The sequence below is a fragment of the Mycolicibacterium wolinskyi str. Jessa 2025 genome (assembly GCF_049241375.1).
Classification (GTDB): Bacteria; Actinomycetota; Actinomycetes; order Mycobacteriales; family Mycobacteriaceae; genus Mycobacterium; species Mycobacterium wolinskyi.
On sequence record NZ_CP185960.1, the window covers coordinates 4,431,669 to 4,457,481 of the forward strand.

Below are 25,813 nucleotides of genomic sequence, written 5' to 3' on the forward strand. Positions count from 1 at the left end.
CATCGTTCCTCAACCCACCGACAAGTTGTCGGAAGGCGGTACGAGGACGCGGCCGAACACGAACTCGATCACATTGTCGACAGGTGCACCGTCGCCGAGGCCCTTGGCGCGTAGAGCCGCACCCTCCCAGGCGTCGACGATCAACTCCGCCGCATTCACCGGGTCGATCCCGGAATCGAACTCGCCGGCGACCTGGCCGGCGCGGATTGCCTCGGCCAAGGCGCCGCGCCAAGTATCGAAGGACGCGGCAACCGTGGCGGTGACGGTGGGCGCCACTGCCGGATTCTCTGCGGCGAAGTTTCCGAACATGCATCCGCGACGGTAATCGTGGGCGGCCAGATCCTGCCTCAGATGCGCGAGGTGGTTGCGGATACGCTGCGTCGGCGTCACCGCATCGTCGGCCAGTAGATCCAGCCGACGGGTCCGTCCGTACCGTTCGAGAACCTCGATCGTGAGCGCTTCTTTACTCCGAAAGTGGTTGTAGAACGAGCCTTTCGGGGCGTGGGCGGCCGCGGCTATCGCCGCCACACCGGTTGCGGAGTAGCCACCGGCATGCAATTGGTCGAACGCGGCATCCAGGAGCGCGTCGCGCAAACTCGGCTTGGGCACGGTACTCCTCACTCGATGGTCACATCGTCAATGTCGATGGTGACAGTGATCGGCTCCGGGATCCGATGCCCGTTCGCGTCGCGTCCGTAGACCACCCGCTTCACAGGTAACACGAGCCCACTGAACTCGCGATGGTCATCGGCGTAGTGTGCGGCCGGCGAACCGCCGGCGATGTCGACTTGATAGTCACGGCGGCGCAGCAGTCCGTCGGAATCCACATACAGCACCTGGTCTCGGCTGTGGGTGGCGATGGTGTCGGGGTAACGGACGCCCAGCCGACGCCACTTCTGCCCGTCCTCGGCCCAGGTGCCCAGTTCGTCGGTCTCGACGCCCGGCAGGGTCAGCGAGAAGGGTTCCGACAAGTAGGTCCACATCGCATAACCGGCGAAGTACGCCAACTGCAGATGTGACCATGGCGTCTCGAGGGTGTGACCGGCGAACGAGTCACGTGGGGCCGCCAAGGTTTCGACGACCTCGGGGTGGTCCGCATCCGTTTCGATGGCTACGGCCGCCGGGCGAAACGACGACCGGAATCCCGGGCGAGGCAGCGGTCGATGCCAGGCACGTTGCTCATGGAGTTCGATGCGCACCGTGGAGTGGTTGATGATGCCGTCCACACCCTTCAACGGCCACAGCACACCGCCGACCTGCTGGTGGATCGTGATCGACGTAGCCTCGCGCCACCGATCGGCACCGCCGTAGGCGCCGAGCACCTCGTCCAGAAGTTTCATGTCGCACCCTTTCGTCGTGGTGCACATTCAGACAAAGTGACCGGTCGTCTTATTCCGTGCGGCGCGAGAAAAATCCGAAGACCTCACTGACTACAGCTCGCGCCGATAAGTGCAGAACCGGTATCGCAGGCCGGAGCTGCTGGTCTGCCATTCGCCCGTGGTGCCCACCCAGGTTTCGTCGAGGACGGGGGCGAGCGCGTCATGATCGTCGCGCGGCAGATCGATGTCGATCTCGGTGACCTCGCATCGGTCGGCGATCGGCAGTGCCATGGCGTAGATCTGCGCGCCGCCGATCACCCAGCCGTCCAGGTCGTCGGGCAGGCCGGTGACGACCTCCGCCCCGTCGGCGCGGTACGCGGCGTCGCGGGTGACGACGATATTGCGCCGCCCCGGCAACGGGCGAACCTTGGCCGGCAGCGATTCCCACGTGAGCCTGCCCATCACCACGGTGTGGCCGAGCGTGAGTTCCTTGAACCGCGCCTGGTCTTCGGGAAGCCGCCACGGGATGCCGTTGTCACGGCCGATGATGCCGGTGCCCGACTGCGCCCAGATGAGACCGACGGTCATACGGCGACTGGGGCCTTGATCGCGGGATGCGGATCGTAATTGACGATCGCCACATCCTCGTACGTGTACTCGAAGATCGAATCACGCGGCGCCAGAACGAGTTCCGGGTAGGGCCTGGGATCCCGGGTGAGTTGCAGGTTCACCTGCTCGACGTGGTTGTCGTAGATGTGGCAGTCACCACCGGTCCAGACGAACTCGCCGACGCCAAGGCCGGCTTGCGCGGCCATCATGTGCGTCAGTAACGCATAGCTGGCGATGTTGAACGGCACCCCGAGAAACAGGTCGGCGCTGCGCTGGTAGAGCTGGCAGGACAGCTTGCCGTCGGCCACATAGAACTGGAAGAACGCGTGGCACGGCGGCAGCGCCATTTGCGGGATCTCACCGACATTCCACGCCGAGACGATGTTGCGGCGCGAATCCGGATCGCGTCTGAGCAGCTCCAGCGCATTGCTGATCTGGTCGATGTGCTCACCCGACGGAGTCGGCCACGACCGCCATTGGACGCCGTAGACCGGGCCCAGATCGCCGGTCTCACTTGCCCATTCGTCCCAGATCGTGACTCCGTGCTCCTGGAGCCATCGAACGTTCGAGTCGCCGCGCAGGAACCACAGCAGCTCATAGACGACCGACTTGGTGTGCACCTTCTTGGTGGTGATCAAGGGGAAGCCGGCGGCGAGGTCGTATCGCATCTGGTGACCGAACAGGCTGCGGGTGCCGGTGCCGGTGCGATCGGATTTGGGCGTCCCGCGCTCCATCACCAGGCGCAGCAGGTCCTCGTAGGGCGTCGGGATCGGCACTCGCTCAGCTTACGTGCAGCGCCTAGGAGTAGAACGGAAGCCATGCCGACCATCAAGGACTCCATCAGCACGCCCGACGGCACCTGCGCCGTCACGTTCGCGACCCCCGACGGCAGTGGGCCGTGGCCCGGTGTGGTCATGTACCCCGACGCCGGCGGTGCTCGCGCCACGTTCGACGAGATGGCGACCCAGCTCGCGAGCGAAGGCTATGCGGTGCTGGTACCCGACGTGTACTACCGCGATGCCGGCTGGGCGCCGTTCGAGATGGCGACCGTGTTCAAAGACCAGGACGAGCGGGCCCGGCTGTTCTCGATGATCTCGAAGGTCACCCCCGACATAATGGCCGCCGACGCCGCGGCGTTCTTCGACTACCTGGAGCAACGTCCCGATGTCGTCGACGGCAAGTTCGGCACCACGGGCTACTGCATGGGTGGTCGTACGTCTCTGGTGGTCGCCGGTCGTGTGCCCGAGCGCGTCGCGGCGGCCATGTCATTCCACGGCGGTGGGCTGGCTTCGGACGATCCGGGCAGCCCGCATCTGCTGGCCGACAAGATCCAGGCCGCGGTCTATGTGGGCGGCGCCAAGGACGACGCGTCGTTCACCCCCGAGCACGCCAAGACACTGGAATCGGCACTGTCCGCCGCGGGCGTCGAGCACACCATCGAAATGTACGACGCCGCACACGGTTTCGCGGTGCCCGACAACGCGCCGTACGACGCGGCAGCCGCCAAGCAGCATTGGGAAGCGATGGAGAGCTTCTTCGGGGCCCGCCTGGGCTGAACCCTGCTTTGCCCGGCGGCCGGGCCGTAGGCGACGATTGACCCCGTGTACGACCAGCCCGTCACCAATGACCCAGACGCCGGAGCGGATCCGGGGTTCCGTATCGACCCGGTACTCGCCCGCAGTTGGCTGCTGGTCAACGGTGCGCAGTACGAGCGGTTCGCCCCGGCCGCCCGGTCGCGCGCCGACATCGTCGTGCTCGACATCGAGGACGCCGTCGCCCCCAAGGACAAGGTGGCGGCCCGCGACAACGTCACCCGCTGGCTGGCCGACGGCAACAGCGACTGGGTGCGGGTCAACGGTTTCGGCACCCCGTGGTGGGCCGACGATCTGGAGATGCTCACCGGCACGTCCGTCGGCGGGATCATGCTGGCCATGGTCGAATCCGTCGACCACGTCACCGAAACCGCCAAACGGCTGCCGAACATTCCGATCGTCGCGCTCGTCGAGACCGCGCGCGGGCTCGAGCGGATCACCGAGATCGCAGCGGCGAAAGGCACCTTCCGGCTCGCGTTCGGCATCGGAGACTTCCGCCGGGACACCGGATTCGGCGACAACCCCGCCACCCTGGCATATGCCCGCTCGCGGTTCACCATCGCCGCCAAGGCCGCACATCTACCCAGTGCGATCGACGGACCCACGGTGGGGTCCAGTGCACTCAAACTGTCCGAGGCCACCGCGGTGTCGGCTGAGTTCGGCATGACTGGAAAGATCTGCCTGACCCCGGACCAATGCCCAACCGTCAACGAAGGCCTTTCGCCGTCACAGGACGAAATCAGCTGGGCCAAGGAGTTTTTCGCCGAGTTTCAGCGCGACGGCGGCGAAATCCGCAACGGCTCAGACCTGCCGCGCATCGCCCGCGCGAACAAGATCCTCGATCTGGCCAAGGCGTACGGCATTCACGAGCCCGAGTACACCGACGACCCGGATCACGTACCGGCCCCGTCCGACACGTATCACTACTGAGCGTCGTTGCGGTGCAGGAACGTCCGCACTGCCCGTAACACGCCTCTGCCGGCATAGATGCCCGCCGCCACCGACACGATGATCATGGCGATGAACATCACGAGCCAGTTGGCCCTGCTGTGGCTGACGTTCCACCAGATGAACGTGAACAGCAACGCACAGATGAACACGACGATGTCGCGCCAGTTGCCCCGGTAGGACATCGCGGCCTCGCGTAGTTCGCGGCTGCGCTCACCGGCCGCGATCAGATCGCTGATCCGCTCGTCGATGTTGGCTTTGAGCCGGGCACGCAATTCGACGTCTTCGGCAGGAAGCCGTTCCAGCAGATCCATGTCCTTGGCGATCATGCCTCGCACATCCGGCGGCTTGAGATTGCCCGCGATCACCCCGAGCATCGCACCGCCGGCGATCGGCGCGGCGCCAAGTGCGAGTTCGGCTATCCCCGGCATGGCTCTCCCTAAGTCCGCTGACTGAGTTGCACCACAATCCATACGGCGGTGCGGCGACACGGTCAAGCCGCCGAGCGTAATTGCACCGCCCGTACCCCTGGTCGGGATACGGGCGGTGACACTCGGACTACTTCAGATACCTACCCTCCCAGCAGGCCGAGGATCTGGTTGAGCAGATCGATGATCGGCTGCAATGGATTCGGGGGTGCGGGCAATCCACCGGCGAGGCTGCACAAGAGCTGCCCGAGAAGACCACCACTGGGGTCGGCCGTGATCTCCAGTACGACCTGATCCAGATGGACCATCAAACCGAGCAGGTTGAGGTCCAACGGCCCGAGCACCAGGGTTAGCACCTCACACGTCGCCTGCTGGATGAGCGCGGGCATGTCGACGGTCTGATTCACATCCTGGGCTGTCTCCTGCCCCTGGCCGGGGCTCACGAGCTTTCCGGTCAGCTGGCCGGTGACGGCCAACGGTCGCTCGCCGCCCGGCCCCTCCTTGGCGCTCTGCGCCGTGAACCGACCGTTGAACCTCTCCCCGTTCGGGCCGGTGCCTCTCACCTGGACGGTTTCCTCATTTCCCCGGTCAGGGGGTTCGGCCGATACGGTGCTCGGCGAGACACCTCCAACGAGGCCGATAGTTGCGACGGCCACCACGAGGGTGAGCAGCCGCAGCAGGCGTGACGTCATGGGTCCGCTCCGTTCTTCTCCAATTGAAGGCAGCAGTAACCGACCCCCGACGTAGCCCCTTGTCAGTGACCCTCGGCGGCAGAGTCGGCCCTGCCGAACGTGATGTACGCCACTGCTCCCCACGCCGGTCTTCCACCGCGCACGGAACGCTAAACCCAGAACCCAACGCAAATTTGCGAGCGACAACAGATGGTGAGGGCATTTAATTAACTACATCGTAAACACGCTGTCTGACGCGCATGCTCGCCAGCGGCATCATTTCCTGGTAGCCGAACCCGCTATTTGCTGATGCCGGCCGGGGTCATCCCATCAAATGTGCGGCCACCGTGGCGCCGAGTTCCCAACACGACTCCATGTCGCTCTTGGTCGGCTTGCCCGACACCACGACATTTGGAGCGATGCGCGCCCAACCCAGACCCGCGGTGATCGAATCGATGGCCCGCTCCGCACCTTCGGTGCCTTCGTTGCCGTGGAGGTAGACACCGAACGGCCGGCCGCGGGTCGCGTCCAAGCACGGGTAGTAGCAAACATCGAAGGCGTGCTTGAGGGCACCACTCATGTAACCGAGATTCGCCGGCGTGCCCAGCAGGTAGCCGTCGGCCTCGAGCATGTCGACCGGCGAAACCGTCAACGCCGGCCGCCGCACGACCTCCACGCCCTCGATCTCGGGATCGGTCGCACCGGCCACGACAGCCTCGAACATCTCCTGCGTGGCCGGGGACGGCGTGTGGTGAACGACGAGCAGGGTCTTAGTCACGACTGCTGTTCCTGCATCCGCACGGCCGTGCGCATTGTTTCGCGGGCCCGGGTACGGTCACCCGCGTAGTCGTACGCGCGTGCCAGGCGGTACCACCGCACCCAATTGTCGGGATCGGCTTCCAGTTCGGTCTTGACGGTGACGAACAGCTCGTCGGCCGCGTCGCGCTCGATACGACCAGATGGCCTGCGCGGCAACGCACTGACGTCGAGTTCCATCCCCCGTTCCCGCGCGAGGCGGGCCAGGCGTTGATGAGCGAAACCGGCCCGCAACGTCGAGAACAGCACCCAGACGCCGATCAACGGAAAGACCAGCAACGCCAACCCGAGCCCGATCGCCGCGGGCTCTCCCGAGGTGATGAACGCCAGCGCGGTGCGGCCCAGCATGAGGAAGTAGACGACCAGCGCCAGACACATGAAGCCGATCAGCAGCTGGATGCGCAGCGACCGCGCGCTCTCGCTCACGAGAGGTCGAGCAGGGGCTCAATACCGATGGTGAGACCCGGCCGTTCGCCGACCTTCCGCACGGCCAGGAGAACGCCCGGCACGAACGACGATCGGTCCAGACTGTCGTGGCGGATCGTCAGAGTCTCCCCCTGAGTTCCGAACAGCACCTCCTGGTGGGCCACCAAACCGGCGAGCCGCACTGAATGCACCGGAATACCGTCGACATCGGCCCCGCGGGCACCCTCCAGGCCGGTGCTCGTCGCATCCGGATTGGGCGGCAACCCTTTTCGGGCTTCCGCGATCAACTTCGCGGTGCGCGCCGCGGTGCCGGACGGCGCATCGGCTTTGTGCGGATGGTGAAGTTCGATGACTTCGACGGACTCGAAATACCGGGCGGCTTGCTTGGCGAAATGCATGGAGAGGACGGCCCCGATCGCGAAGTTCGGCGCGATCAGGACTGCGGCCCCCGGCTTGTCCTTCAGCCAGGCCTCGACCTGTTCGATGCGTTCCCAGGTGAACCCGGTGGTGCCGACGACGGCGTGAATTCCGTTGTCGATCAAGAACTTCAGGTTGTCCATCACTACGTCCGGATGCGTGAAGTCGATGACCACCTCGGTTTGCGACTCCGTGAGCAAGGTGAGCTCGTCACCGGCGTCGACACCGGCCGACAGCGTCAGATCCTCGGCGGCCTCGACCGCTTGCACCATGGTCGCGCCGACTTTGCCCTTTGCACCCAGAACACCAACTCGCATGGCAGGGAGCCTACTGCGCGGGCGGCACGGGACATTCGCGCACGTCGCGAAAATCTGTGGCCACTTTGGTCTCGGCAGTCACAATCGGCGTCTTCTTGTCGGCGGTTCGAACTAGTGTTCGATACATGGATTCCTTGGTGGCGGACCGGCTCGCGGCGTTACGCGCGGCACTAGCCGGGGTGCGCGGCCTGCCCTGGGGAGCGTTGTCCGAAGCCGACCTGCTGGAGGTGTGCGCGGGAGTCCAAGAGGTCCGCAATCTGGTGCCGGTGGTCGAGCATGCCGCGATCGGTGCGCTCTCGGAATGCACGACCCCGGCGGCGGTCGGGGCGAAATCCTGGCCGGAGGTGTTGCGGATCCGGTTGCGCATCTCGGGAACTGAGGCGCGGCGGCGGGTCCGGGATGCGATGAACTTCGGGCCACGTCGATCGGTGACCGGCGAGGCGTTGGCGCCGGTGCGGGCGGCGACGGCGGCCGCGCAGTCCGGTGGCTGGTTGACCGCCGATCACGTTGACGAGTTGGAGACGTTCTTCAAGAAGTGCGCGGACTGGGTCGACGCGGCACGCCGCGACGCCTTTGAGCGCAAACTCGTGGCGGTGGCGGCGCAGGAGACGCCGGAGACGTTGCGTCAAACCGTCGCCGAAGCCCTCTACCTCTTGAATCAGGATGGTGACGAACCGGTCGACGCCGCGGAGCGTAAGCGTGGTGTCACGGTGCATCCGCAGCAGCCCGATGGCACGTCGAAGGTGTCGGGATGGTTGAACGCCGAAGGTCGCGCCGTGGTCGAGCCGTTGTTGGCCAAATACGCCGCGCCGGGCATGTGCAACCCTGCCGACGAATCCCCGTGCGTGACGGGCGTGCCGTCCGAGGAGGCCGTCGAGGCCGATACCCGCACCGCCGCGCAACGCAACCACGACGCCCTCGTGGCGATCGGGCGTAACGCCTTGATGTCCGGGGAGCTCGGTACCCATAACGGGTTGCCGGTGTCGTTGATCGTCACCACCACCCTGGCTGAACTCGAAGCCGGCGCGGGCATCGCCGTCACCGGCGGCGGATCGAAACTACCGATCTCCGACGTGATCCGGTTAGCGGCCCACGCCTGGCATTACCTGGCGGTGTTCGACGATGCCACCCTGGTGCCGCTGTATTTCGGGCGGACCAAACGCATCGCCACCCCCGCCCAGCGGTTGGTGTTGTTCGCCCGCGACCGGGGCTGCACCCGGCCCGGCTGCACAGCCGGCGGCTACCGCTGCCAAGCCCACCACGCCCAACACGACTGGACCGTGGGTGGGCAGACCAACATCGATGAACTCGCCCTGTCCTGCGGACCCGACAACCGCCTGGTCGCCAAAGGCAAATGGACCACCACCATGCGCAACGGCCGCTGCCAATGGACCCCACCACCCCTACTCGACACGGGGCAAGCCCGGACGAACGGTTATCACCACCCCCAGACCTACCTCACCGACAACGACGACGACGACGATGAAGCCGGGTAGCTCCGAGCTCAGCAGGACACGTCGACGTACACCGTCTGCGCGGTGACGGTGGTGCGGATGTCGTCACCGGCACCCGCCACGCCGGAGTCCATCCGCGTAAAGGTTTGCCCGGGCCGAATGCCGTTGACCACACATTGTTCGAGCGGTGCGGCGCCGACCTTGTTGACGATGACGTTGTAGCCCTGTGCCCGGAGATCGTTGACGGCTTGGGTCGGTGAGGTCGGCGCAGTGGGTGCCGCGCCGGGCAACGCCGGCGAGCCCAACGCCGACGGCAGCCATGACACCGGAAACAGCGGCAACGGCGAGAGACTTCATTGTCTTTCCCTTTCTAGGAGTGACCGTTGTTCAGTGGCCAGATCCGGCCACGCTTGTATTACGGCAGTGCGAGTTCGGCCACTCGGCGTTACGCGCGCTCTACCGTGGTGTCATGCGTCTGCTCGCGATTGCGCTCGCTGCCCTGGCTCTCGCCGGTTGTTCGGATACCGGTAACGCCGACGATCAGAACCCGAACGGCCGCACGTTCGTCTCGGTTGAGGTGGAGGGCAATCAGATTCCGGGCGGTGGGCCGCTGACCGTGGTTTTCGACAGCGGGCAGATCAGCACGTTCGCGGGCTGCAATCACGGATCGGGTCCGGTCGACCTGTCCAACGGCAAAGTCGTCACGGAGTTGGCCAGCACGATGATGGCGTGTCCGCCGCCGCTCGGCGATGCCGACGCATGGATGTCGCAGTTCTTCGAGGCTCAGCCGTCCTGGTCACTGTCGGGTGACACGCTGACCCTCAAGACCGATACCGCGACCGTCACGTTGCGGGACAAGAAGGTGGTGCATCCGGATCGCTCACTCACCGACACCACCTGGCAAGTCACCAGTCTGGTTTCAGGACAGTCGGTTTCGACGTCACAGGCGTTGGAGCAGGCGAAGCCCACGGTCAAGATAGCGGCCGATGGTGCCGTCACCGGATCGACCGGCTGTAACCAGATCACCGGTCACGCAGTGGTTTCGGGGACGCCGGCCATCATCGAGTTCGGCCCATTGGCCACCACCAGGATGGCTTGCCCGAACGGCCTCGACGAGGTGGAACAGGCCGTCATGCGGGTGCTCAACGGCAAGGTACAGACCGCAATCGACAGCGACGAGCTGACCCTCACCGGTGCGGATGGTTACGGGCTGGTGCTGCGCGCCCAGTAGCCGCAACCGGTCAGAGCGGTGAAGCGCCTCGCAGATGCTCGAAGATCAGCGAGGTTTGCGTGCCCGCGACGTCGGCGTCGGCGTTCAGATTTTCCACCACAAAAGCCCGCAGATCGTCGGTGTCCCGCGCGGCGACATGCAGAATGAAGTCGTCGCCGCCGGCCAGAAAGTAGACATCCATGACCTGCGGGCGTTTGCGGATATGCGCGATGAAGCTGCGGATCTTGCCGCGCGCGTTCGACTGCAGGCTCACCGAGATCATGGCCTGCAGGCTGAGGCCGACCGCGGCCGGGTCGATGTCGGTGTAGAACCCGCGGATCACGCCGATCTCCTGCAACCGCCGCACCCGACCGTGACAGGTGGAGGCCGCGATTCCGACGGAATCGGCCAGCGCGCTGTTGGACATCCGTGCATCGGCGTGCAGTGCCAGCAGAATGCGCCGGTCGATGTCATCGAGTTCCGCGTGCCGAACATCCTTCGGTAGACGGGTCTGACTCGCCGCGTTGCTCGTCGATTCTTCGCTCACGGAGCGATCTTAACGAATCTTTATCAGAGATATTGCTCGTACTTCGAAGGTTCTTCACACTTGTTCTAGCACACCGAATCTGAAGGAGCGATCATGCTCGTCGGCATCCCGACTGAGATCAAGAACAACGAGTACCGCGTTGCCATCACGCCCGCCGGGGTGGCCGAGCTGACCCGTCGTGGCCACGACGTGATCATCCAGGCCGGCGCCGGCGAGGGATCAGCCATCGCCGACAACGACTTCAAGGCCGCGGGCGCCGAGATCGTCACCTCCGCCGACCAGGTGTGGGCCGACGCCGAGCTGCTGCTCAAGGTCAAAGAGCCGATCGAGGCCGAGTACTCGCGCATGCGCAAGGGCCAGACCCTGTTCACCTACCTGCATCTCGCGGCGTCGAAGCCCTGCACCGATGCCCTGTTGGCGTCGGGCACCACCTCGATCGCCTACGAGACCGTGCAGACCGCCGACGGAGCGCTGCCGCTGCTCGCGCCGATGAGCGAGGTCGCCGGCCGCCTCTCGGCGCAGGTTGGCTCCTACCACCTGATGCGCACACAGGGCGGCCGCGGCGTGCTGATGGGCGGCGTCCCCGGCGTCGCACCGGCCGAGGTCGTCGTCATCGGCGGTGGCGTGGCCGGCTACAACGCCGCGCGCATCGCCAAGGGCATGGGCGCCCACGTCACGGTCTTCGACCTGAACATCAACACACTGCGCAAGATCGACAACGAGAACAGCGGAAGCATCGAGACCCGCTACTCGTCGTCCCTCGAGCTCGAAGAGGCCGTCAAGAAGGCCGACCTGGTGATCGGCGCGGTTTTGATCCCCGGCGCCAAGGCGCCCAAGCTCGTCACCAATTCGACTGTCGCCCATATGAAGTCGGGTGCGGTGTTGGTGGATATCGCGATCGACCAGGGCGGGTGCTTCGAGGATTCACGGCCCACGACGCACGACGATCCCACGTTCAAGGTCCACGACACGGTGTTCTACTGCGTCGCGAACATGCCCGGCGCCGTGCCGCGCACCTCTACCTTCGCGCTGACCAACGCCACCATGCCGTACGTGCTCAAGCTGGCCGACAAGGGTTGGCAGGCCGCGTGCGCCGCGGACCCGGCGCTGGCCAAGGGCCTGTCGACGCACGAAGGTGGTCTGTTGTCCGAGCAGGTCGCCAAGGATCTCGATCTCCCGTTCACCGACCCCGCGCCGTTCCTGGCTTAACGGACCCCCACCGATCGCCCGGCTGGAGCACGCTCCGGCCGGGCGATTACCTTTCGGACCACTAGCCGTTCTTGACACGTGTCAACTATGGTGTCGGCATGCTGCAGGAGTTGTTTTCCACCGTTCCGACCATCACCGCTGATGCACTCGAGGCGTTCGACGCCGCGGAGGCCGTCGAACCCGAGTTCATGATCGGGACGTGGCACGGCGCCGAACTGCCCACCGGCCACCCGATGGACGGCCTGCTGGCCGCGAGCGGCTGGTGGGGCAAGCAGTTCATCGATGCCGAGACCGTCCACCCGCTGCTGTTTCCGGCCCGCGACAGCACTGGACTGTGGGCGCTCAACCCGGCCCTGGCGTTCGGCGGACTCGGGCTGTCGACCAAGCTGCCGCTGTTGAGGAACCGGTCCATGGTGGCGCCGATCGCCGCGCTGCGGCCCGTCCTGCAGACGCGGTCGGCCAAAGCGCGGCTGCGCACCACGCGATACCGCGGCGTCGACACCGCGACCATGATCTACGACCAGCTTCCGATCAACGACGTCTTTCGCAAGTTGTCCGACGACGCCGTGATCGGGGCCATGGACCTGCGGGGATCTCGCAAGCCCTACTTCTTCGTGCTGCGCCGCGACGACTCCCGGCGGCTGGCCTAGCAGCCACGCGTACTCGAGCTGTTCACCGCGCATTCGACCGACGGATCGAAAGCGATGCTTGGATCGAAAGAGCAAGCGTCGCAAGGCCTTTTCGGCCGATAACCTGAGTCCTAGGAGTCACCCGTGGTTAACCTGCCCGTTGCGCACCAGCCCCGCCCGTTCCTGCCCGAGCTGTCCGAGTTCTTCGCCGGCATCACCCCGTTCTCCAGCCTGCGGCCCATCTTCGAGCGCAACCTCATGCGCATCGAGGACGAGGTCACCGACGACCACTACGAGTTGCGCGCCGAGATCCCCGGCATCGACCCGGCCACCGACGTCCACATCACGGTCGCCGACGGCCAGCTCACGGTGAAGGCCGAGCGCGCCGAGCGGGCCGAGGTGAACTCCCGCTCCGAGTTCTCGTACGGATCGTTCCTGCGCACGGTGACGCTGCCGGCCGAGGCCAACGAGGAAGAGATCACCGCCAGCTACGAGCGTGGAATCCTGACCGTCCGCGTCCCGCTGTCGCAGAATCCGTCGGGCATGCGGCACATCGCGATTCAGAACGCCGAGAACCACAGCGTCGAGAACGCGACGGTCGAGAACCACACGGCCGAAGCCGAAGCCTCGGAGTAATCCGGCACCGAATGATCAGAGCAACGACGGCAGCACCGATGCCGTCAGCTCACCGATGAGCGGTCGCAGATTGGCGGCTTTCGGGTCGTCGGTCTGTGACCGCGTCATCATCGCCAGCAACAGGCGCTGACCGGACGGGCCGTACGCGACGCCGACGTCGTTGGTGCTGCCGTAGTCTCCACTGCCGGTCTTGTCGGCGGTCGTCCACCCCGCCGGAAGTCCCGCCCGCATGCTCGACGTCTGATTGGCCCGCATCCAATCCTCGAGCTGCCGGCGCTGGGGCGGGCTGAGCGCATCGCCGACCAACAGCGCGCGGTAGCCGATGGCCAGCGCCGCGGGCGTGCTGGTGTCGCGCGGGTCGCCGGGTATCGCCGAGTTGAGCTCGACCTCCCACCGGTCCAGCCGTGTGCGCTCGTCACCGATGCTGCGCGCGAATGCGGTGATACCCGCGGGCCCGTCAATGGTTTTCAACAGCAGGTTGCCCGCCGTGTTGTCGCTGCGTTGCAGCGCGGCCGCACACAGTTCGCCGAGCGTCATCTCCGAACCTGCGCGCGGTTCCGTGACCGGCGAGTTCATCACGATCGCGTCTGGGTCCACGAACACCCGGTTGTCCAGCGACAGCTGGTCGCGCCCCACCATCTGCAGGACCCGGCCGGCGGCATATGCCTTGAACGTCGAGCACATCGCGAACATGTCGTCGGCGCGGTGGCTCACGATCCGGTTCGAATCGAGGTTGACGGCATGGATGCCGATCACCGCGTTGTGCCGGCGTTCGAGCTCCCCGATCTGGTCGTCCACGGGTACCGCATATGCGGTTCTGCTGCTCACCCCGACAGCCGCCACTGCCGCGAGGGATCCGATCAAGACGTTGCGTCGCGAGAGTCCAGTCACCCGACCCAGCGTAGCCGGTCAGCCCGCGATGGCTCGAAGCCGTTGCGGTAGCGAGTGTTTCGACTTTTGCGGGCCTAGCACCGCCGCACCGTAATCCCTGGTCAGCAACTGCCGCGCCACCGCGTTGACCTCGTCGAGGGTGACCGATTCGATCTGGGCCAGGGTGCGTTCGATGCTGCGGTGTTCGCCGTAGTTCAGTTCGCTGCGGCCGATTCGGTGCATCCGCGAAGCCGAGTCCTCAAGCCCCAGCACCAGCCCGCCGCGCAACGAACCCTTCGCGATCCGGCATTCGTTCTCGGTGATGCCGTCGCGCGCAACGCTTTCGAGCACGTCGGTGGTCAAGCGGACCACCTCGTCGAACCGCTCGGGCTGACAACCCGCATAGACCGACAGCGCGCCGCTGTCGGAGAAGGTGTCGACGGTCGAGTACACCGAGTACGCCAGTCCCCTGCTCTCCCGAATCTGTTGGAACAGACGCGAACTCAGGCCACCACCGAGCGCGGTGTTGAGCACCGATAGAGCCCATCGATGCTTCCAGTGCCGGCCGGGGGTTCGCACGCCGAGCGAGACGTGCATCTGTTCCCCGTCGCGGTCCATGACCTCCAACGTCGGCCGTCCGGACAGGCGACCCGACCCCTTGCGCGGTGCGATGGCGTTGCGCCCCGACACGAGTCGCTTGCCGAAGTGCTCGTGGGCCAAGGCGACAACTTCGTCGTGGTCGATGTTGCCCGCGACCGCCAGCACCATGCGATCGGGCGTGTAGCGCCGCATGTGAAACGAATGCAACTGCGCGCGCGTCATCGCCGAGATCGACTCGACGCTGCCGATGACGGGCCGGCCGACGGGGTGATCGCCGAACATGGCCGACAGGAACACATCTCCCAGCGTGTCCTCGGGATCGTCGTCGCGCATGGCGATCTCTTCGAGGACCACGTCGCGCTCGACCTCGACGTCGTCGGCTGCGCAGCGGCCCCGCAGCACGACGTCGGCGACCAGATCGACGGCCAGTTCCAGATCGGTGTCGAGCACGTGCGCGTAATAGCACGTGTGCTCTCTGGCGGTGAAGGCGTTCAGCTCACCGCCGACAGCGTCGACGGCTTGGGCTATTTCGACGGCGGTACGGGTCGGAGTGGCCTTGAACAACAGGTGTTCGAGGAAATGCGCTGCGCCCGCGACACTTCGGCCTTCGTCGCGGGAACCGACCCCGACCCATACTCCGACCGATGCCGAATGCACCGACGGGATGTACTCGGTGACCACTCGCAGTCCGCCGGGCAACGTGGTCCGGCGGACGTGCGAGGTCTCCAGCGGCGTATCAGGCTTCGGCGGGCGCAACATCGGTGGACGCGGAAGTGTCCGCCGAATCCCCAGCTTTGTCGGACTGCTCCGCTTGCTCCTCATCGACGAGCACCAGCGAGATCTTGCCGCGGTTGTCGATGTCGGCGATCTCGACGCGAAGCTTGTCGCCGACCTTCACCACATCTTCGACCTTCGCAATGCGCTTGCCGCGGCCCAACTTCGAGATGTGGACGAGGCCGTCGCGACCCGGCAGCAGCGACACGAACGCACCGAAGTCGGTGGTCTTGACCACGGTTCCGAGGAACCGCTCGCCGATCTTGGGCAGCTGCGGGTTGGCGATCGCGTTGATCTTGTCGATCGCGGCCTGCGCCGAAAGCCCGTCGGCGGCACCGACGAACACCGTGCCGTCGTCCTCGATCGAGATCTGCGCGCCGGTCTCCTCGGTGATCGAGTTGATCATCTTGCCCTTGGGCCCGATGACCTCGCCGATCTTGTCGACCGGCACCTTGATCGTGGTGATCCGCGGCGCGTACGGGCTCATCTCGTCCGGCCGGTCGATGGCCTCGGCCATCACGTCGAGGATGGTCAGCCGGGCGTCCTTGGCCTGCGACAGCGCGCCGGCCAGCACCTGCGACGGGATGCCGTCGAGCTTGGTGTCCAGCTGCAGGGCCGTCACGAAGTCCTTGGTGCCCGCGACCTTGAAGTCCATGTCGCCGAACGCGTCCTCGGCGCCGAGGATGTCGGTCAGCGCCACGAAGCGACGCTCGGTCTTGCCATCGACTTCGATGTCGTCGGACACGAGGCCCATGGCGATGCCGGCCACCGGAGCCTTGAGCGGCACACCGGCGTTCAGCAGGGCCAGCGTCGAGGCACACACCGAGCCCATCGACGTCGAACCGTTGGAGCCCAGCGCCTCCGACACCTGGCGGATCGCGTAGGGGAACTCCTCGACGCTCGGCAACACCGGGACCAGGGCACGCTCGGCGAGGGCGCCGTGACCGATCTCGCGGCGCTTGGGCGAACCGACCCGGCCGGTCTCACCGGTCGAGTACGGCGGGAAGTTGTAGTGGTGCATGTAGCGCTTGGTGTTCTCGGGCCCGAGCGAGTCGATCTGCTGGGCCATCTTGATCATGTCGAGCGTCGTGACACCGAGGATCTGGGTCTCGCCGCGCTCGAACAGCGCGCTGCCGTGTGCCCGCGGAATCACCGCGACCTCGGCCGAAAGCGCCCGGATGTCGGTGATGCCACGCCCGTCGATACGGAAGTGATCGGTCAGGATACGCTGGCGCACAAGCTTTTTGGTGAGCGACCGGAACGCCGCGCCGATTTCCTTCTCGCGGCCCGCGTACTGCTCGGCCAGGCGCTCGAGCACCTCGACCTTGATCTCGTCGGTGCGGTCGTTGCGCTCGGTCTTGCCCGCGATGGTCAGCGCCTGCGACAGCGCGTCGGTGGCCACCGAGGACACCGCGTAATAGACATCGTCGGCGTAGTCCGGGAACACCGGGAAGTCGCCGGTCTCCTTCGCGGCCGCGTCGGCGAGCTCCTGCTGCGCGGCGCACAGCACCTTGATGAACGGCTTGGCGGCCTCGAGGCCCTCGGCCACGACGGCCTCGGTCGGTGCCTGGGCACCACCCGACACCAGTTCGATGACGTTCTCGGTGGCCTCGGCCTCGACCATCATGATCGCGACATCGCCGTCTTCGAGCACGCGGCCGGCCACGACCATGTCGAACACGGCCCGCTCGAGCTGCTCGACAGTCGGGAACCCGACCCACTGACCGTCGATCAGGGCGACGCGGGTGCCGCCGACCGGACCGGAGAACGGCAGACCGGCGAGCTGGGTGGACGCCGACGCGGCGTTGATGGCCAGCACGTCGTAGAGATCCTTGGGATCCAGGCTCAGGACGGTGACGACGACCTGGATCTCGTTGCGCAGGCCGTCGACGAACGACGGACGCAGCGGCCGGTCGATGAGGCGGCAGGTCAGGATCGCGTCGGTGGACGGGCGGCCCTCGCGCCGGAAGAACGAGCCGGGGATGCGGCCCGCGGCGTACATGCGCTCCTCGACATCGACCGTCAACGGGAAGAAGTCGAAGTGGTCCTTGGGGTTCTTGCTGGCGGACGTCGCACTCAGCAGCATGGTTTCGTCGTCGAGGTAGGCGACGGCGGAGCCGGCGGCCTGCTGGGCGAGTCGCCCGGTCTCGAAACGGATGGTGCGGGTGCCGTAGCTCCCGTTGTCGATGACAGCGGTGGCTTCGAACACACCTTCATCAAGTTCAACTACAGACATCTAGTCCGTGGCCTCTTTCGAATTCATTCAACTGTTTCGCGTCGTCACGCTCAGATGTGCCACGGGTCTGGATTCGGCTACGGCCGTCGATCGAAGCGGCCGGACATGTCCCGATGGGAACTCCCGGCAGCCACTACCGAAGACCGCCCGATCAGACGGGCCCTGACGTGACTCGCAGGAGCAGCGCCCGCGGATCGCGGGTACCGCACCTCGTGTCCGACCAGCCAGAAAGTATTCGTAGTGGGCTCTCGAACAAATTTCGGCCATCGAACGCCCTCATGTTACACGGCAGCAATCCCGTGAACGCCAATCCGGCCCTGCTCAGGCCCGGTCAGCGGACATCTTCCACGCACACGGTGAACTGCCGTTCGTCGTAGGCGTAGCCCACCCCGCTGGCACATTGATCGACGTTCGACACGCCTTGCAGGATCTCGGTGGCCCGCTGCCGATGCGGCGCAGTGGAATCCGAGCAATCCACCCGGTACGGGTCGGTGTCGTTCTCCGGGTCGATGTTCATGCACCCGCCGACGATCCAGTCGATGTCCATGCAGACCGTCTCGGATTCGTCGCTGAACGGACTCGTCATCGAATAGTAGGAATCGACGTCCATGGGGCACTGGTCACTGTCGGTGACCGTCGAGACCACCTTGTAGTTGGACTGCTCACTACCGCACACGGCTTCGGAAGCTTCCGGACGGTCGTACGTGCCGCCGATCTTGAGGCAGTCCCCCGCCTGCATGTCCGCGGCAGCCGCGGACGAACACCCTGTCAAAACCCCGATCGCGAGTAACGCGGCCGCCCCCATCACGGCCGCGGGCAGGGATGCCACTCAGAGCCGCGTCAGCGACGCAGCCCGAGGCGCTCGATGAGCGAGCGGTAGCGCTCGACGTCGACCTGAGCGACGTACTTCAGCAGCCGGCGCCGACGGCCGACCAGCAGCAGCAGACCGCGCCGCGAGTGGTGGTCGTGCTTGTGCACCTTGAGGTGCTCGGTGAGATCCGAGATCCGCTTGGTCAGCAGGGCGACCTGCGCCTCAGGCGACCCGGTGTCGGTCTCGTGCAGGCCGTAGCTGCCCAGGATTTCTTTCTTCTGCTCGGCTGTAAGCGCCACGAAGCAACTCCATCAAATAGGTCCCGTGAACATATTCTCGACACAGCCACCACGGACTGCAGCATGCGCCGGATCGGCGAGAAGTCTAGCAGTTGACCGCGGCGAGCCGAGAATCGTGCTCAGTGCGCAGCGAGAATCGTGCGGGCCCGGTCCGTGTCGGCCTCCATCGCCACGACCAGATCCTTGACCGCGTCGAACTTCTCCTGCCCCCGGATGCGCGCGACGAAATCGACCGCGACGTGCTGGCCGTACAGGTCGGCGTTCGTGTCGAGGACGAACGCCTCGACCGTGCGGGTACGGCCCGAGAACGTCGGGTTGGTACCCACCGACACCGCCGCCTGATACCGCTCACCGGGAATCACCGTGCCCATCACCGGACCGTGTCCGAGCACGGTGAACCAGGCCGCATACACACCGTCGGCCGGGATCGCCGAATACATGGGTGGCGCCACGTTGGCCGTCGGGAATCCGAGCACCCGGCCCCGGCCGTCGCCGCGCACGACGACGCCCTCGACACGATGCGGACGGCCCAGCGCCTCGGCGGCCGCGACCACGTCGCCGGCATCCACGCACGACCGGATGTAGGTCGACGAGAAGGTGACCGTCTCGTCGCGGTGGTGTTCGGCGACCAGGCTCATGCCCTCGACGGCGAATCCGAACCGCTCACCCGCCTTGCGCAGCATCGTGACGTTGCCGGCCGCCTTCTTGCCGAACGTGAAGTTCTCCCCCACCACGACCTCGACCACATGCAGGTTCTCCACGAGCAGCTCATGGATGTAGCGCTCGGGGGTGAGCTTCATGAAGTCCGAGGTGAACGGCATCACGAGGAACACGTCGACGCCCAGCTCCTCGACCAACTCGGCCCTGCGGGTCAGGGTGGTCAACTGAGCCGGGTGACTGCCCGGGAACACCACTTCCATCGGATGGGGGTCGAAGGTCATCAGAACCACGGGTACCCCGCGCGATCGGCCCGCCTTCACCGCGTGACTGATCAGCTCGGCGTGTCCGCGGTGAACACCGTCGAACACCCCAATGGTGACAACACACCTGCCCCAGTCCGTGGGGATCTCGTCCTGCCCACGCCAGCGCTGCACAGCAGCTAGCCTACGGCCCGGCCGCGCCGTGGTCTGCTCCAGATCACCAAGTCAGGTGACGATTGCCTAAACTTCCTTACTGTGAGTCCGGACGGTAACCATCGCGACCTCTCGACGGTTGCCCAGGACTATCTGAAAGTCATCTGGACAGCCCAGGAATGGTCGCGCGAGAAAGTCAGCACCAAACTGCTGGCCGAGCGGATCGGCGTGTCGGCTTCGACCGCGTCGGAGTCCATCCGCAAGCTCGCCGACCAGGGGCTGGTGCACCACGAGAAATACGGTGCGGTGACCCTGACCGACGAGGGCAGGCGGGCCGCGTTGGCAATGGTGCGTCGCCACCGCTTGATGGAGACCTTCCTCGTCCAGGAGCTGGGCTACGGCTGGGACGAGGTGCACGACGAGGCCGAGATCCTCGAACACGCGGTGTCCGACCGCATGCTCGACCGGATCGACGCGAAACTGGGTCACCCCACGCGCGACCCGCACGGTGACCCCATCCCGGCCGCCGACGGGCAGGTGCCGACACCGCCGGCCCGCCAGCTTTCGGTGTGCCAGGACGGCGAGGCCGGGACGGTGGCCCGCATCTCCGACGCCGACCCGGAAATGCTGCGCTACTTCGACAGCGTGGGCATCAGCCTCGATTCGCGGCTTCGGGTGCTGGCCCGGCGCGATTTCGCCGGCATGATCTCGGTCGCGGTCGAATCCCCGGTGGGTTCGGGCGATCCCGACACCACGGTCGACCTGGGCAGCCCCGCCGCAGAAGCCATCTGGGTCGTCGCCAGCTAGGTTTCGCAAGTCTGCGATCACGGCGATTCTTAGTCGTGCCCTGATCGCGTTCGCCGACAATGATGACCTCTTTGTGACTGTCACATTGCACTGGTTTCTGCCCACCTACGGCGACAGCCGGTTCATCGTCGGCGGCGGCCACGGCACGCCGGCCGGAGCCGCCCACAGCGACCGCGATGCCAGCATCGACTACCTGGCCTCGATCGTCCGCGCTGCCGAGACGTTCGGCTTCACCGGCGCACTCATTCCGACCGGCGCGTGGTGCGAGGACGCGTTCATCACCGCATCGCTGCTGGCCCGCGAGACCACGTCGCTGGCTTTCCTGGTGGCGTTCCGGCCCGGCCTGGTCAGCCCGACGCTTTCGGCGCAGATGGCCGCGACGTTCGCGCGGCACGCTCCCGGCCGGATCCTGCTCAATGTCGTGGTCGGCGGCGAGGCACACGAGCAGCGCGCTTTCGGCGACCACCTCGACAAGGACGCCCGCTACGCGCGCTGCGATGAATTCCTCGACGTGGTGCGGCGACTGTGGGCGGGTGAGACCGTGACCCACCGCGGTCAGTACATCGACGTCGAAGAGGCATCGCTCGCCTTGCCGCCGAACCCGGTGCCGCCCTTGTACTTCGGTGGCAGCTCCACGGCGGCCGGGCCCGTTGCGGCCCGGCATTCCGACGTATACCTGACGTGGGGCGAGCCACCGGAGGCCGTGCGCGAGAAGATCGACTGGATCCGGGCACTCGGCGAGGAGCAGGGGCGCAAGCTGCGGTTCGGCATCCGGTTGCACACCATCTCCCGCGACACCTCCGAGGAGGCGTGGGCTCAGGCCGACCGGCTCGTGGCGGCCCTCGACGAGGACACCGTGCGCACCGCCCAGCAGGGTCTGGCACGCAGCCAGTCCGAGGGCCAGCGGCGCATGCTGGCGCTGCACGAGGCCAACCGGCGCAACGGCACCTGGAGCGACGCCCGGAGTCTGGAGATCGCGCCCAACCTGTGGTCCGGCGTGGGCCTGGTACGCGGCGGCGCCGGAACCGCACTGGTAGGTAGTCACACCGAGGTGGCCGACCGGATCGCCGAGTACGCCGCGATCGGGATCGACGAGTTCATCTTCTCGGGCTATCCCCACCTGGAGGAATTGTTCTGGTTCGGCGAAGGCGTCGTCCCTATCCTGCGCAAGCGCGGCCTGTTCGACAACGGGGCGCGCAGTGCGGCGCCCGCGTCGATTCCGTTCGTCGGCGCGGCGCGATGACCGAGCTCGCGAGCGCCGCCCGAATCACCTCCGCCGATGACGCTCTGGCGACCGCCGCGCGGTTGTCGGCGGCCTTCGCGGACGGTGCGAGCGCACGTGACGCCGACCGGGTGCTGCCCCACGAGCAGGTGCACGCGCTGAAGGAATCCGGGCTCCTGGCATTGACGGTGCCCGCCGAATACGGCGGGCCCGACGTCGGGGCCACCGTCCTCGCGGAAGTCATCAGGCTGTTTGCCCACGGTGATCCGTCGCTCGGGCAGATCCCGCATTCGCATTTCACGTTCCTCGAGGCTTTGCGCCTGCAGGGCACCGATGCGCAACAGGCGTTCTTCTACGGGCTGGTGCTCGACGGCGCACTGTTCGCGAACGCACAGTCCGAACGCGGTCCGCACCCGACCGATGTCGACACCACGACCCTGGTGGCGTCCGGCGACGGGTACGTCCTCAACGGCCGCAAGTTCTATTCGACGGGTGCGCTGTTCGCCGACTGGCTGATCGTCCGCGCATCGCTGTCCGACGGCTCGGGCGCGATCCCGACGGCTTCGACGCCCAAGGCCATCGTGTTCGTGCCGCGGGATGCGGTGGGCCTGACTGTGATCGACGACTGGGACGGGATGGGACAGCGTACGACGGCGTCCGGCAGCGTCACGCTGGACGGTGTGCGGGTTCCCGCCGAGCACGTCGTGGATTTCACGCCGATCTTCGCGCGGCCCACGGTCTACGGCGCGCGGGCGCAGTTGCTGCACGCCGCGATCGACGTCGGTATCGCGACCGCTGCCCTCGACGAAGGGGTTCGTCAAGCCGTCAAGGCCCGGCCGCATTTCGAGGCGAAGGTGTCCGATGCCGCCGATGACCCGACCTTGGTTCAGGTGGCCGGCGAACTGACGGTCACGGTGCGGGGTGCGCAGGCGCTGTTGGCCGAGGCGGCGCGCCAAATCGACGCCGCACGTGCCGATCTCACCGAAGACACCGCGGCGGCCGCCTCGATCGCGGTCGCGATCGCCAAGGTGTCGGCAGTGCGTGCGTCGCTGGACGCGTCGACCAAGCTGTTCGAATTCGGCGGCACCCGCAGCGCATCGGCCGGCGGGAACCTGGCGCGCTACTGGCGCGACGCCCGCACTCACACGTTGCACGATCCGACCCGCTGGAAGCTGCGCCACATCGGGCGCTACACGCTGTCGGGGACGAAACCGCCCCGCCACGGCCAAATCTGAAACGCGCCTGGAGCACCAGACTTACAGCGTCGCCGGCCGCAACACCACCACGTTCTTGGTACGGGCCGAACCGTCCTGTAGCAGCGCGATGACCTGACCGTCGGGTGCCGTCGCCGCGTACACGCCGTCGATGCCCGCCGGTTTCAACGCGCGGCCATGGCGAGTGTCCTCGGCCTCGTCCGCGGTTAGGTCGCGGCGCGGAAACCCGAGCAGGCAGGCCTCGTCGAGCGAATAGCTGAGCCGCGCCTGCTCGGCCAGCCCGTCGAGCGTGCGGGCCTCGTCCAACCCGTAGCGGCCCACCCGCGTGCGGCGCAGCGCGGTCAGGTGTCCGCCGACGCCAAGGGCCGCACCGGCGTCGCGGGCCAGCGCCCGGATGTAGGTGCCCGACGAACAGTCCACTTCGACGTCGACATCGACGAACTCGCCCTCGCGCCGGACGGCGAGCACCTCGAAGCGGTCGATGCGCACCGGGCGCGCGGCCAGCTCGACGGCCTGCCCTTCGCGGGCCAGCTTGTAGGCGCGCTGCCCGCCGACCTTGATCGCACTCACGGCCGAGGGCACCTGCGCGATGTCGCCACGCAGCGCGGCCACTGCGGACTCGATCTGCGCGTCGGTGACTGCGGCGGCCGAAACATCTTCGACCACTTCGCCTTCGGCGTCTTCAGTCGTGGTGGTGCGGCCGAACCGGATCGTCGCGGCATAGGACTTGTCGGTGGCGGTCAGCAATCCCAGGATCTTGGTGGCCCGTTCGATGCCGATCACCAGCACGCCGGTCGCCATCGGATCCAGGGTGCCGGCATGCCCGACCTTGCGGGTGCCGAACAGCCGCCTGCACCGCCCGACCACGTCGTGGCTCGTCATGCCGGCGGGTTTGTCGACGATGACCAGTCCCGGTTCCGGAGCCTCCTTCACAGCACGATCGCCGTCAGCGTCACGCCGTCGCGCACCGACCAACGGCCGTCGAGCGCGGTCAGTGGCGGGCCGTGCTCGGCGGCCGGATCGATCAGGATCTGCGACCGGAAGCGGCCCGCGGTGCCCGAATCGTCCACCGCAAAGGTGATGTGGGCATCCTCGAACCCGAGCCAGCGGTGCGTGAGCGGGTACCACGCCTTGTACGTTGCCTCTTTGGCGCAGAACAGGATTCGGTCCCAATGCAGATTGCCGGGCATGGTGCTCAGCTCGGTCCGCTCGACCGGCAGGGTGATCGCGCCGAGCACGCCGTCGGGCAACACGTCGTGTGGTTCGGCGTCGATTCCGATCGACCGGACGTCACCCGCCCGGCCGACGACCGCACCGCGGAATCCCTTGCAGTGCGTGAGGCTGCCGACGACACCGTCCGGCCAGCACGGTTCGCCCTTGTCGCCCTTGAGGATCGGGACCGGACCGATGCCCAACTCCCCCAGTGCCTGGCGTGCGCAGTACCGCACCGTGACGAATTCGTTGCGCCGCTTGGCAACTGAGCGCGCGACGAGCGGCTCTTCCTCTGGAAGCGGGGCCAGACCGGGTGGGTCGTCGTACAGCTCTGCCGACGCCAGCGTGTCCGAGCCGTCCGGCAGCACCTGCGCCAACAGCGTTCCCGTCATGCGCGCCGCGCCTTGATCCGGTCCTGCATCGCCTTGGCGTTGGCCCGCATCTCGGGCGTGATCTCGAAGTGTCCACCGAACTCGTTCAGATACCCGGGCGCGTACTTGGGATCGGGAAGGATCTGGCGCAGCCACCGATACGGCTTGCGGCGCCGCCATTCTCGCGGATAGCCGACCGACACTTCTTCGAAGCGGACGTCGTCGTACCACGTCGTGCGCGGTATGTGCAGGTGGCCGTACACCGAACAGATCGCGTTGTAGCGCGTGTGCCAGTCCGCGGTCGCGGTCGTGCCGCACCACAGCGAGAACTCGGGATAGAACATCGCGTCGCATGGTTCGCGCACGAGCGGGAAATGATTGACCAGTACGGTCGGCGTCATCCAGTCCAGGTCCTCGAGCCGCTTGCGCGTCTGATCGACCCGATCGCGGCACCAGGCGTCGCGCGTGGCGTACGGCTCGCACGACAGCAGGAACTCGTCGGTCCCGACGACGTTGCGCTCCCTGGCGATGGCAAGCCCCTCGGCCTTGGTCGAGGCACCCTCCGGCAGGAAGCTGTAGTCGTAGAGCAGGAACATCGGCACGATCGTGGCCGGACCGCCCTGTTCGGTCCACACCGGGAACGGATGCTCGGGCGTGATCACCCCCATCTGGTCGCACATGTCGACCAGATAGTCGTAGCGTGCGCGCCCGAAGATCTGCATCGGGTCCTTGTTGGTGGTCCACAGTTCGTGGTTCCCCGGCACCCAGATGACCTTGGCGAACCGCTTGCGCAGCAGGTCGAGCGCCCAGCGGATCTCGTCGGTGCGCTCACCGACATCGCCCGCGACGATCAACCAGTCGTCCGGCGAGGCCGGATACAGCGACTCCGTGACCGGCTTGTTGCCGGTGTGCCCGGTATGCAGGTCGCTGATCGCCCACAGCACCGGCTGCCGGTCCCGCGACTCCTGGTCCGTCACCACAGTTGCACCACCACAACCGACCAGCCTAACTGCGCAACGCGCGGCGAAGGCCCTCGCAACTAGAACATGTTCTCGTTTATGGTCGAGTGCGCTGTGGCTGACCGCTACACTCCCCG

General features: G+C 66.4%; 30 protein-coding genes. 10 read left to right on the forward strand and 20 right to left on the reverse strand.

From position 1 onward, the window contains the following. Positions 1–9: 9 nt before the first annotated feature. The 4 genes from ACOI2T_RS21780 to ACOI2T_RS21795 form a co-directional block, all read right to left on the reverse strand. The gene (locus tag ACOI2T_RS21780; protein ID WP_067851056.1) at positions 10–609 is read right to left on the reverse strand and encodes a TetR family transcriptional regulator C-terminal domain-containing protein; all 600 of its coding nucleotides are present in this window, start codon (positions 607–609) and stop codon (positions 10–12) included. Between the two features lie 8 nt (positions 610–617). Beyond that, positions 618–1,340 carry a hypothetical protein gene (locus tag ACOI2T_RS21785; protein ID WP_409503516.1) on the reverse strand — a complete coding sequence of 241 codons (723 nt, stop codon included), beginning with the start codon at positions 1,338–1,340 and terminating at the stop codon, positions 618–620. Positions 1,341–1,430: 90 nt separating this feature from the next. Then, a complete protein-coding gene (locus tag ACOI2T_RS21790) occupies positions 1,431–1,907 on the reverse strand; it encodes a dihydrofolate reductase (protein WP_409503517.1) in 477 nt (158 codons plus the stop codon). Further along, positions 1,904–2,704 carry a thymidylate synthase gene (locus tag ACOI2T_RS21795; protein ID WP_409503518.1) on the reverse strand — a complete coding sequence of 267 codons (801 nt, stop codon included), beginning with the start codon at positions 2,702–2,704 and terminating at the stop codon, positions 1,904–1,906. Before ACOI2T_RS21795 ends, ACOI2T_RS21790 begins: the two co-directional genes overlap by 4 nt. Before the next feature lie 42 nt (positions 2,705–2,746). Here ACOI2T_RS21795 and ACOI2T_RS21800 point away from each other — a divergent pair, with 42 nt between their 5' ends. Both ACOI2T_RS21800 and ACOI2T_RS21805 read left to right on the forward strand, forming a co-directional pair. Further along, positions 2,747–3,484: an alpha/beta fold hydrolase gene (locus ACOI2T_RS21800; RefSeq protein ID WP_409503519.1), complete on the forward strand. Its 738-nt coding sequence runs from the start codon at positions 2,747–2,749 to the stop codon at positions 3,482–3,484. A gap of 45 nt (positions 3,485–3,529) precedes the next feature. Further along, the gene (locus tag ACOI2T_RS21805; RefSeq protein ID WP_085148216.1) at positions 3,530–4,450 is read left to right on the forward strand and encodes an HpcH/HpaI aldolase/citrate lyase family protein; all 921 of its coding nucleotides are present in this window, start codon (positions 3,530–3,532) and stop codon (positions 4,448–4,450) included. Here ACOI2T_RS21805 and ACOI2T_RS21810 read toward each other — a convergent pair. From ACOI2T_RS21810 to dapB, 5 genes are all read right to left on the reverse strand, one after another. Then, the gene (locus ACOI2T_RS21810; RefSeq protein ID WP_409503520.1) at positions 4,444–4,899 is read right to left on the reverse strand and encodes a hypothetical protein; all 456 of its coding nucleotides are present in this window, start codon (positions 4,897–4,899) and stop codon (positions 4,444–4,446) included. The genes ACOI2T_RS21805 and ACOI2T_RS21810 overlap by 7 nt on opposite strands. Positions 4,900–5,039: 140 nt before the next feature. Next, positions 5,040–5,588: a hypothetical protein gene (locus ACOI2T_RS21815; protein ID WP_409503521.1), complete on the reverse strand. Its 549-nt coding sequence runs from the start codon at positions 5,586–5,588 to the stop codon at positions 5,040–5,042. Positions 5,589–5,889: 301 nt separating this feature from the next. After that, positions 5,890–6,291 (reverse strand): flavodoxin family protein, encoded by a 402-nt coding sequence (locus ACOI2T_RS21820; protein WP_409503693.1) that lies wholly within the window; start codon positions 6,289–6,291, stop codon positions 5,890–5,892. Between the two features lie 50 nt (positions 6,292–6,341). After that, positions 6,342–6,809, reverse strand: a complete 468-nt coding sequence (locus ACOI2T_RS21825) for a hypothetical protein (protein WP_067851039.1) — start codon at positions 6,807–6,809, stop codon at positions 6,342–6,344. Next, the gene (dapB, locus tag ACOI2T_RS21830) at positions 6,806–7,543 is read right to left on the reverse strand and encodes a 4-hydroxy-tetrahydrodipicolinate reductase (protein WP_409503522.1); all 738 of its coding nucleotides are present in this window, start codon (positions 7,541–7,543) and stop codon (positions 6,806–6,808) included. Before dapB ends, ACOI2T_RS21825 begins: the two co-directional genes overlap by 4 nt. Positions 7,544–7,668: 125 nt before the next feature. On the opposite strand from dapB, the gene ACOI2T_RS21835 reads away from it, so the two are divergent. After that, on the forward strand, positions 7,669–9,039 hold the full coding sequence (locus ACOI2T_RS21835; RefSeq protein WP_409503523.1) for an HNH endonuclease signature motif containing protein: 1,371 nt from the start codon (positions 7,669–7,671) through the stop codon (positions 9,037–9,039). 8 nt (positions 9,040–9,047) lie between these two features. Here ACOI2T_RS21835 and ACOI2T_RS21840 read toward each other — a convergent pair whose 3' ends face one another. Beyond that, the gene (locus tag ACOI2T_RS21840) at positions 9,048–9,338 is read right to left on the reverse strand and encodes a hypothetical protein (protein WP_421874296.1); all 291 of its coding nucleotides are present in this window, start codon (positions 9,336–9,338) and stop codon (positions 9,048–9,050) included. A gap of 128 nt (positions 9,339–9,466) precedes the next feature. Between ACOI2T_RS21840 and ACOI2T_RS21845 the strand changes: the two genes are divergently transcribed. Then, positions 9,467–10,228: an META domain-containing protein gene (locus tag ACOI2T_RS21845; protein WP_409503525.1), complete on the forward strand. Its 762-nt coding sequence runs from the start codon at positions 9,467–9,469 to the stop codon at positions 10,226–10,228. Between the two features lie 10 nt (positions 10,229–10,238). Here the strand turns inward: ACOI2T_RS21845 and aldR are convergent, their stop codons facing one another. After that, positions 10,239–10,754, reverse strand: a complete 516-nt coding sequence (aldR, locus tag ACOI2T_RS21850) for an HTH-type transcriptional regulator AldR (protein ID WP_067852572.1) — start codon at positions 10,752–10,754, stop codon at positions 10,239–10,241. A gap of 93 nt (positions 10,755–10,847) precedes the next feature. On the opposite strand from aldR, the gene ald reads away from it, so the two are divergent. From ald to ACOI2T_RS21865, 3 genes are all read left to right on the forward strand, one after another. Further along, positions 10,848–11,963, forward strand: a complete 1,116-nt coding sequence (ald, locus tag ACOI2T_RS21855) for an alanine dehydrogenase (RefSeq protein WP_067852570.1) — start codon at positions 10,848–10,850, stop codon at positions 11,961–11,963. 98 nt (positions 11,964–12,061) lie between these two features. Then, a complete protein-coding gene (locus tag ACOI2T_RS21860) occupies positions 12,062–12,613 on the forward strand; it encodes a DUF4334 domain-containing protein (protein ID WP_085148189.1) in 552 nt (183 codons plus the stop codon). A 123-nt stretch (positions 12,614–12,736) separates the two neighbouring features. Beyond that, positions 12,737–13,228, forward strand: coding sequence for an Hsp20/alpha crystallin family protein (locus ACOI2T_RS21865; protein ID WP_067852566.1), 492 nt, complete (start codon positions 12,737–12,739; stop codon positions 13,226–13,228). Between the two features lie 15 nt (positions 13,229–13,243). Here ACOI2T_RS21865 and bla read toward each other — a convergent pair whose 3' ends face one another. The 6 genes from bla to ACOI2T_RS21895 all read right to left on the reverse strand — a co-directional run bounded on the left by bla (position 13,244) and on the right by ACOI2T_RS21895 (position 19,912). Continuing rightward, positions 13,244–14,119, reverse strand: coding sequence for a class A beta-lactamase (bla, locus tag ACOI2T_RS21870; protein WP_409503526.1), 876 nt, complete (start codon positions 14,117–14,119; stop codon positions 13,244–13,246). 18 nt (positions 14,120–14,137) lie between these two features. Then, a complete protein-coding gene (locus ACOI2T_RS21875; protein ID WP_409503527.1) occupies positions 14,138–15,457 on the reverse strand; it encodes a M16 family metallopeptidase in 1,320 nt (439 codons plus the stop codon). Then, complete coding sequence (locus tag ACOI2T_RS21880) at positions 15,435–17,708, reverse strand: polyribonucleotide nucleotidyltransferase (protein WP_067852560.1); 2,274 nt, start codon at positions 17,706–17,708, stop codon at positions 15,435–15,437. The genes ACOI2T_RS21875 and ACOI2T_RS21880 overlap by 23 nt, the downstream gene beginning before the upstream one ends. 331 nt (positions 17,709–18,039) lie before the next feature. Continuing rightward, the gene (gene lppU / locus ACOI2T_RS21885) at positions 18,040–18,537 is read right to left on the reverse strand and encodes an LppU family putative lipoprotein (RefSeq protein ID WP_234790937.1); all 498 of its coding nucleotides are present in this window, start codon (positions 18,535–18,537) and stop codon (positions 18,040–18,042) included. An 11-nt stretch (positions 18,538–18,548) separates the two neighbouring features. Continuing rightward, positions 18,549–18,818 carry a 30S ribosomal protein S15 gene (gene rpsO, locus ACOI2T_RS21890; RefSeq protein ID WP_036437013.1) on the reverse strand — a complete coding sequence of 90 codons (270 nt, stop codon included), beginning with the start codon at positions 18,816–18,818 and terminating at the stop codon, positions 18,549–18,551. A 119-nt stretch (positions 18,819–18,937) separates the two neighbouring features. Next, complete coding sequence (locus ACOI2T_RS21895; RefSeq protein WP_067852556.1) at positions 18,938–19,912, reverse strand: bifunctional riboflavin kinase/FAD synthetase; 975 nt, start codon at positions 19,910–19,912, stop codon at positions 18,938–18,940. 81 nt (positions 19,913–19,993) lie between these two features. Between ACOI2T_RS21895 and mntR the strand changes: the two genes are divergently transcribed. The 3 genes from mntR to ACOI2T_RS21910 all read left to right on the forward strand — a co-directional run bounded on the left by mntR (position 19,994) and on the right by ACOI2T_RS21910 (position 23,155). Continuing rightward, positions 19,994–20,698 carry a manganese-binding transcriptional regulator MntR gene (gene mntR / locus ACOI2T_RS21900; protein WP_409503528.1) on the forward strand — a complete coding sequence of 235 codons (705 nt, stop codon included), beginning with the start codon at positions 19,994–19,996 and terminating at the stop codon, positions 20,696–20,698. A gap of 73 nt (positions 20,699–20,771) precedes the next feature. Further along, positions 20,772–21,941 (forward strand): LLM class flavin-dependent oxidoreductase, encoded by a 1,170-nt coding sequence (locus ACOI2T_RS21905; RefSeq protein ID WP_067852553.1) that lies wholly within the window; start codon positions 20,772–20,774, stop codon positions 21,939–21,941. Then, positions 21,938–23,155, forward strand: a complete 1,218-nt coding sequence (locus ACOI2T_RS21910) for an SfnB family sulfur acquisition oxidoreductase (RefSeq protein WP_409503529.1) — start codon at positions 21,938–21,940, stop codon at positions 23,153–23,155. Before ACOI2T_RS21905 ends, ACOI2T_RS21910 begins: the two co-directional genes overlap by 4 nt. A gap of 21 nt (positions 23,156–23,176) precedes the next feature. Here the strand turns inward: ACOI2T_RS21910 and truB are convergent, their stop codons facing one another. Genes truB through ACOI2T_RS21925 form a run of 3 tightly spaced genes read right to left on the reverse strand, consistent with a single transcriptional unit; the run spans position 23,177 to position 25,697 of the window. Continuing rightward, positions 23,177–24,016, reverse strand: coding sequence for a tRNA pseudouridine(55) synthase TruB (truB, locus tag ACOI2T_RS21915; protein ID WP_421877368.1), 840 nt, complete (start codon positions 24,014–24,016; stop codon positions 23,177–23,179). A gap of 47 nt (positions 24,017–24,063) precedes the next feature. Then, positions 24,064–24,738, reverse strand: a complete 675-nt coding sequence (pptT, locus tag ACOI2T_RS21920; RefSeq protein WP_409503531.1) for a 4'-phosphopantetheinyl transferase PptT — start codon at positions 24,736–24,738, stop codon at positions 24,064–24,066. Beyond that, complete coding sequence (locus ACOI2T_RS21925) at positions 24,735–25,697, reverse strand: ACP phosphodiesterase PptH (protein WP_067852529.1); 963 nt, start codon at positions 25,695–25,697, stop codon at positions 24,735–24,737. The genes pptT and ACOI2T_RS21925 overlap by 4 nt, the downstream gene beginning before the upstream one ends. Positions 25,698–25,813: the final 116 nt, after the last annotated feature.

Excerpts from the sequence above, each read along its gene's own strand:
- ACOI2T_RS21785 (WP_409503516.1), bottom strand. The coding sequence starts at position 1,340 with ATGAAACTTCTGGACGAGGTGCTCGGCGCCTACGGCGGTGCCGATCGG.
- ACOI2T_RS21790 (WP_409503517.1), bottom strand. The coding sequence starts at position 1,907 with ATGACCGTCGGTCTCATCTGGGCGCAGTCGGGCACCGGCATCATCGGC.
- ACOI2T_RS21800 (WP_409503519.1), top strand. The coding sequence starts at position 2,747 with ATGCCGACCATCAAGGACTCCATCAGCACGCCCGACGGCACCTGCGCC.
- ACOI2T_RS21810 (WP_409503520.1), bottom strand. The coding sequence starts at position 4,899 with ATGCCGGGGATAGCCGAACTCGCACTTGGCGCCGCGCCGATCGCCGGC.
- ACOI2T_RS21815 (WP_409503521.1), bottom strand. The coding sequence starts at position 5,588 with ATGACGTCACGCCTGCTGCGGCTGCTCACCCTCGTGGTGGCCGTCGCA.
- ACOI2T_RS21820 (WP_409503693.1), bottom strand. The coding sequence starts at position 6,291 with ATGTTCGAGGCTGTCGTGGCCGGTGCGACCGATCCCGAGATCGAGGGC.
- dapB (WP_409503522.1), bottom strand. The coding sequence starts at position 7,543 with ATGCGAGTTGGTGTTCTGGGTGCAAAGGGCAAAGTCGGCGCGACCATG.
- ACOI2T_RS21835 (WP_409503523.1), top strand. The coding sequence starts at position 7,669 with ATGGATTCCTTGGTGGCGGACCGGCTCGCGGCGTTACGCGCGGCACTA.
- ACOI2T_RS21845 (WP_409503525.1), top strand. The coding sequence starts at position 9,467 with ATGCGTCTGCTCGCGATTGCGCTCGCTGCCCTGGCTCTCGCCGGTTGT.
- ald (WP_067852570.1), top strand. The coding sequence starts at position 10,848 with ATGCTCGTCGGCATCCCGACTGAGATCAAGAACAACGAGTACCGCGTT.
- ACOI2T_RS21860 (WP_085148189.1), top strand. The coding sequence starts at position 12,062 with ATGCTGCAGGAGTTGTTTTCCACCGTTCCGACCATCACCGCTGATGCA.
- ACOI2T_RS21875 (WP_409503527.1), bottom strand. The coding sequence starts at position 15,457 with ATGTTGCGCCCGCCGAAGCCTGATACGCCGCTGGAGACCTCGCACGTC.
- ACOI2T_RS21880 (WP_067852560.1), bottom strand. The coding sequence starts at position 17,708 with ATGTCTGTAGTTGAACTTGATGAAGGTGTGTTCGAAGCCACCGCTGTC.
- ACOI2T_RS21910 (WP_409503529.1), top strand. The coding sequence starts at position 21,938 with ATGACCGAGCTCGCGAGCGCCGCCCGAATCACCTCCGCCGATGACGCT.
- truB (WP_421877368.1), bottom strand. The coding sequence starts at position 24,016 with ATGACGAGCCACGACGTGGTCGGGCGGTGCAGGCGGCTGTTCGGCACC.
- pptT (WP_409503531.1), bottom strand. The coding sequence starts at position 24,738 with ATGACGGGAACGCTGTTGGCGCAGGTGCTGCCGGACGGCTCGGACACG.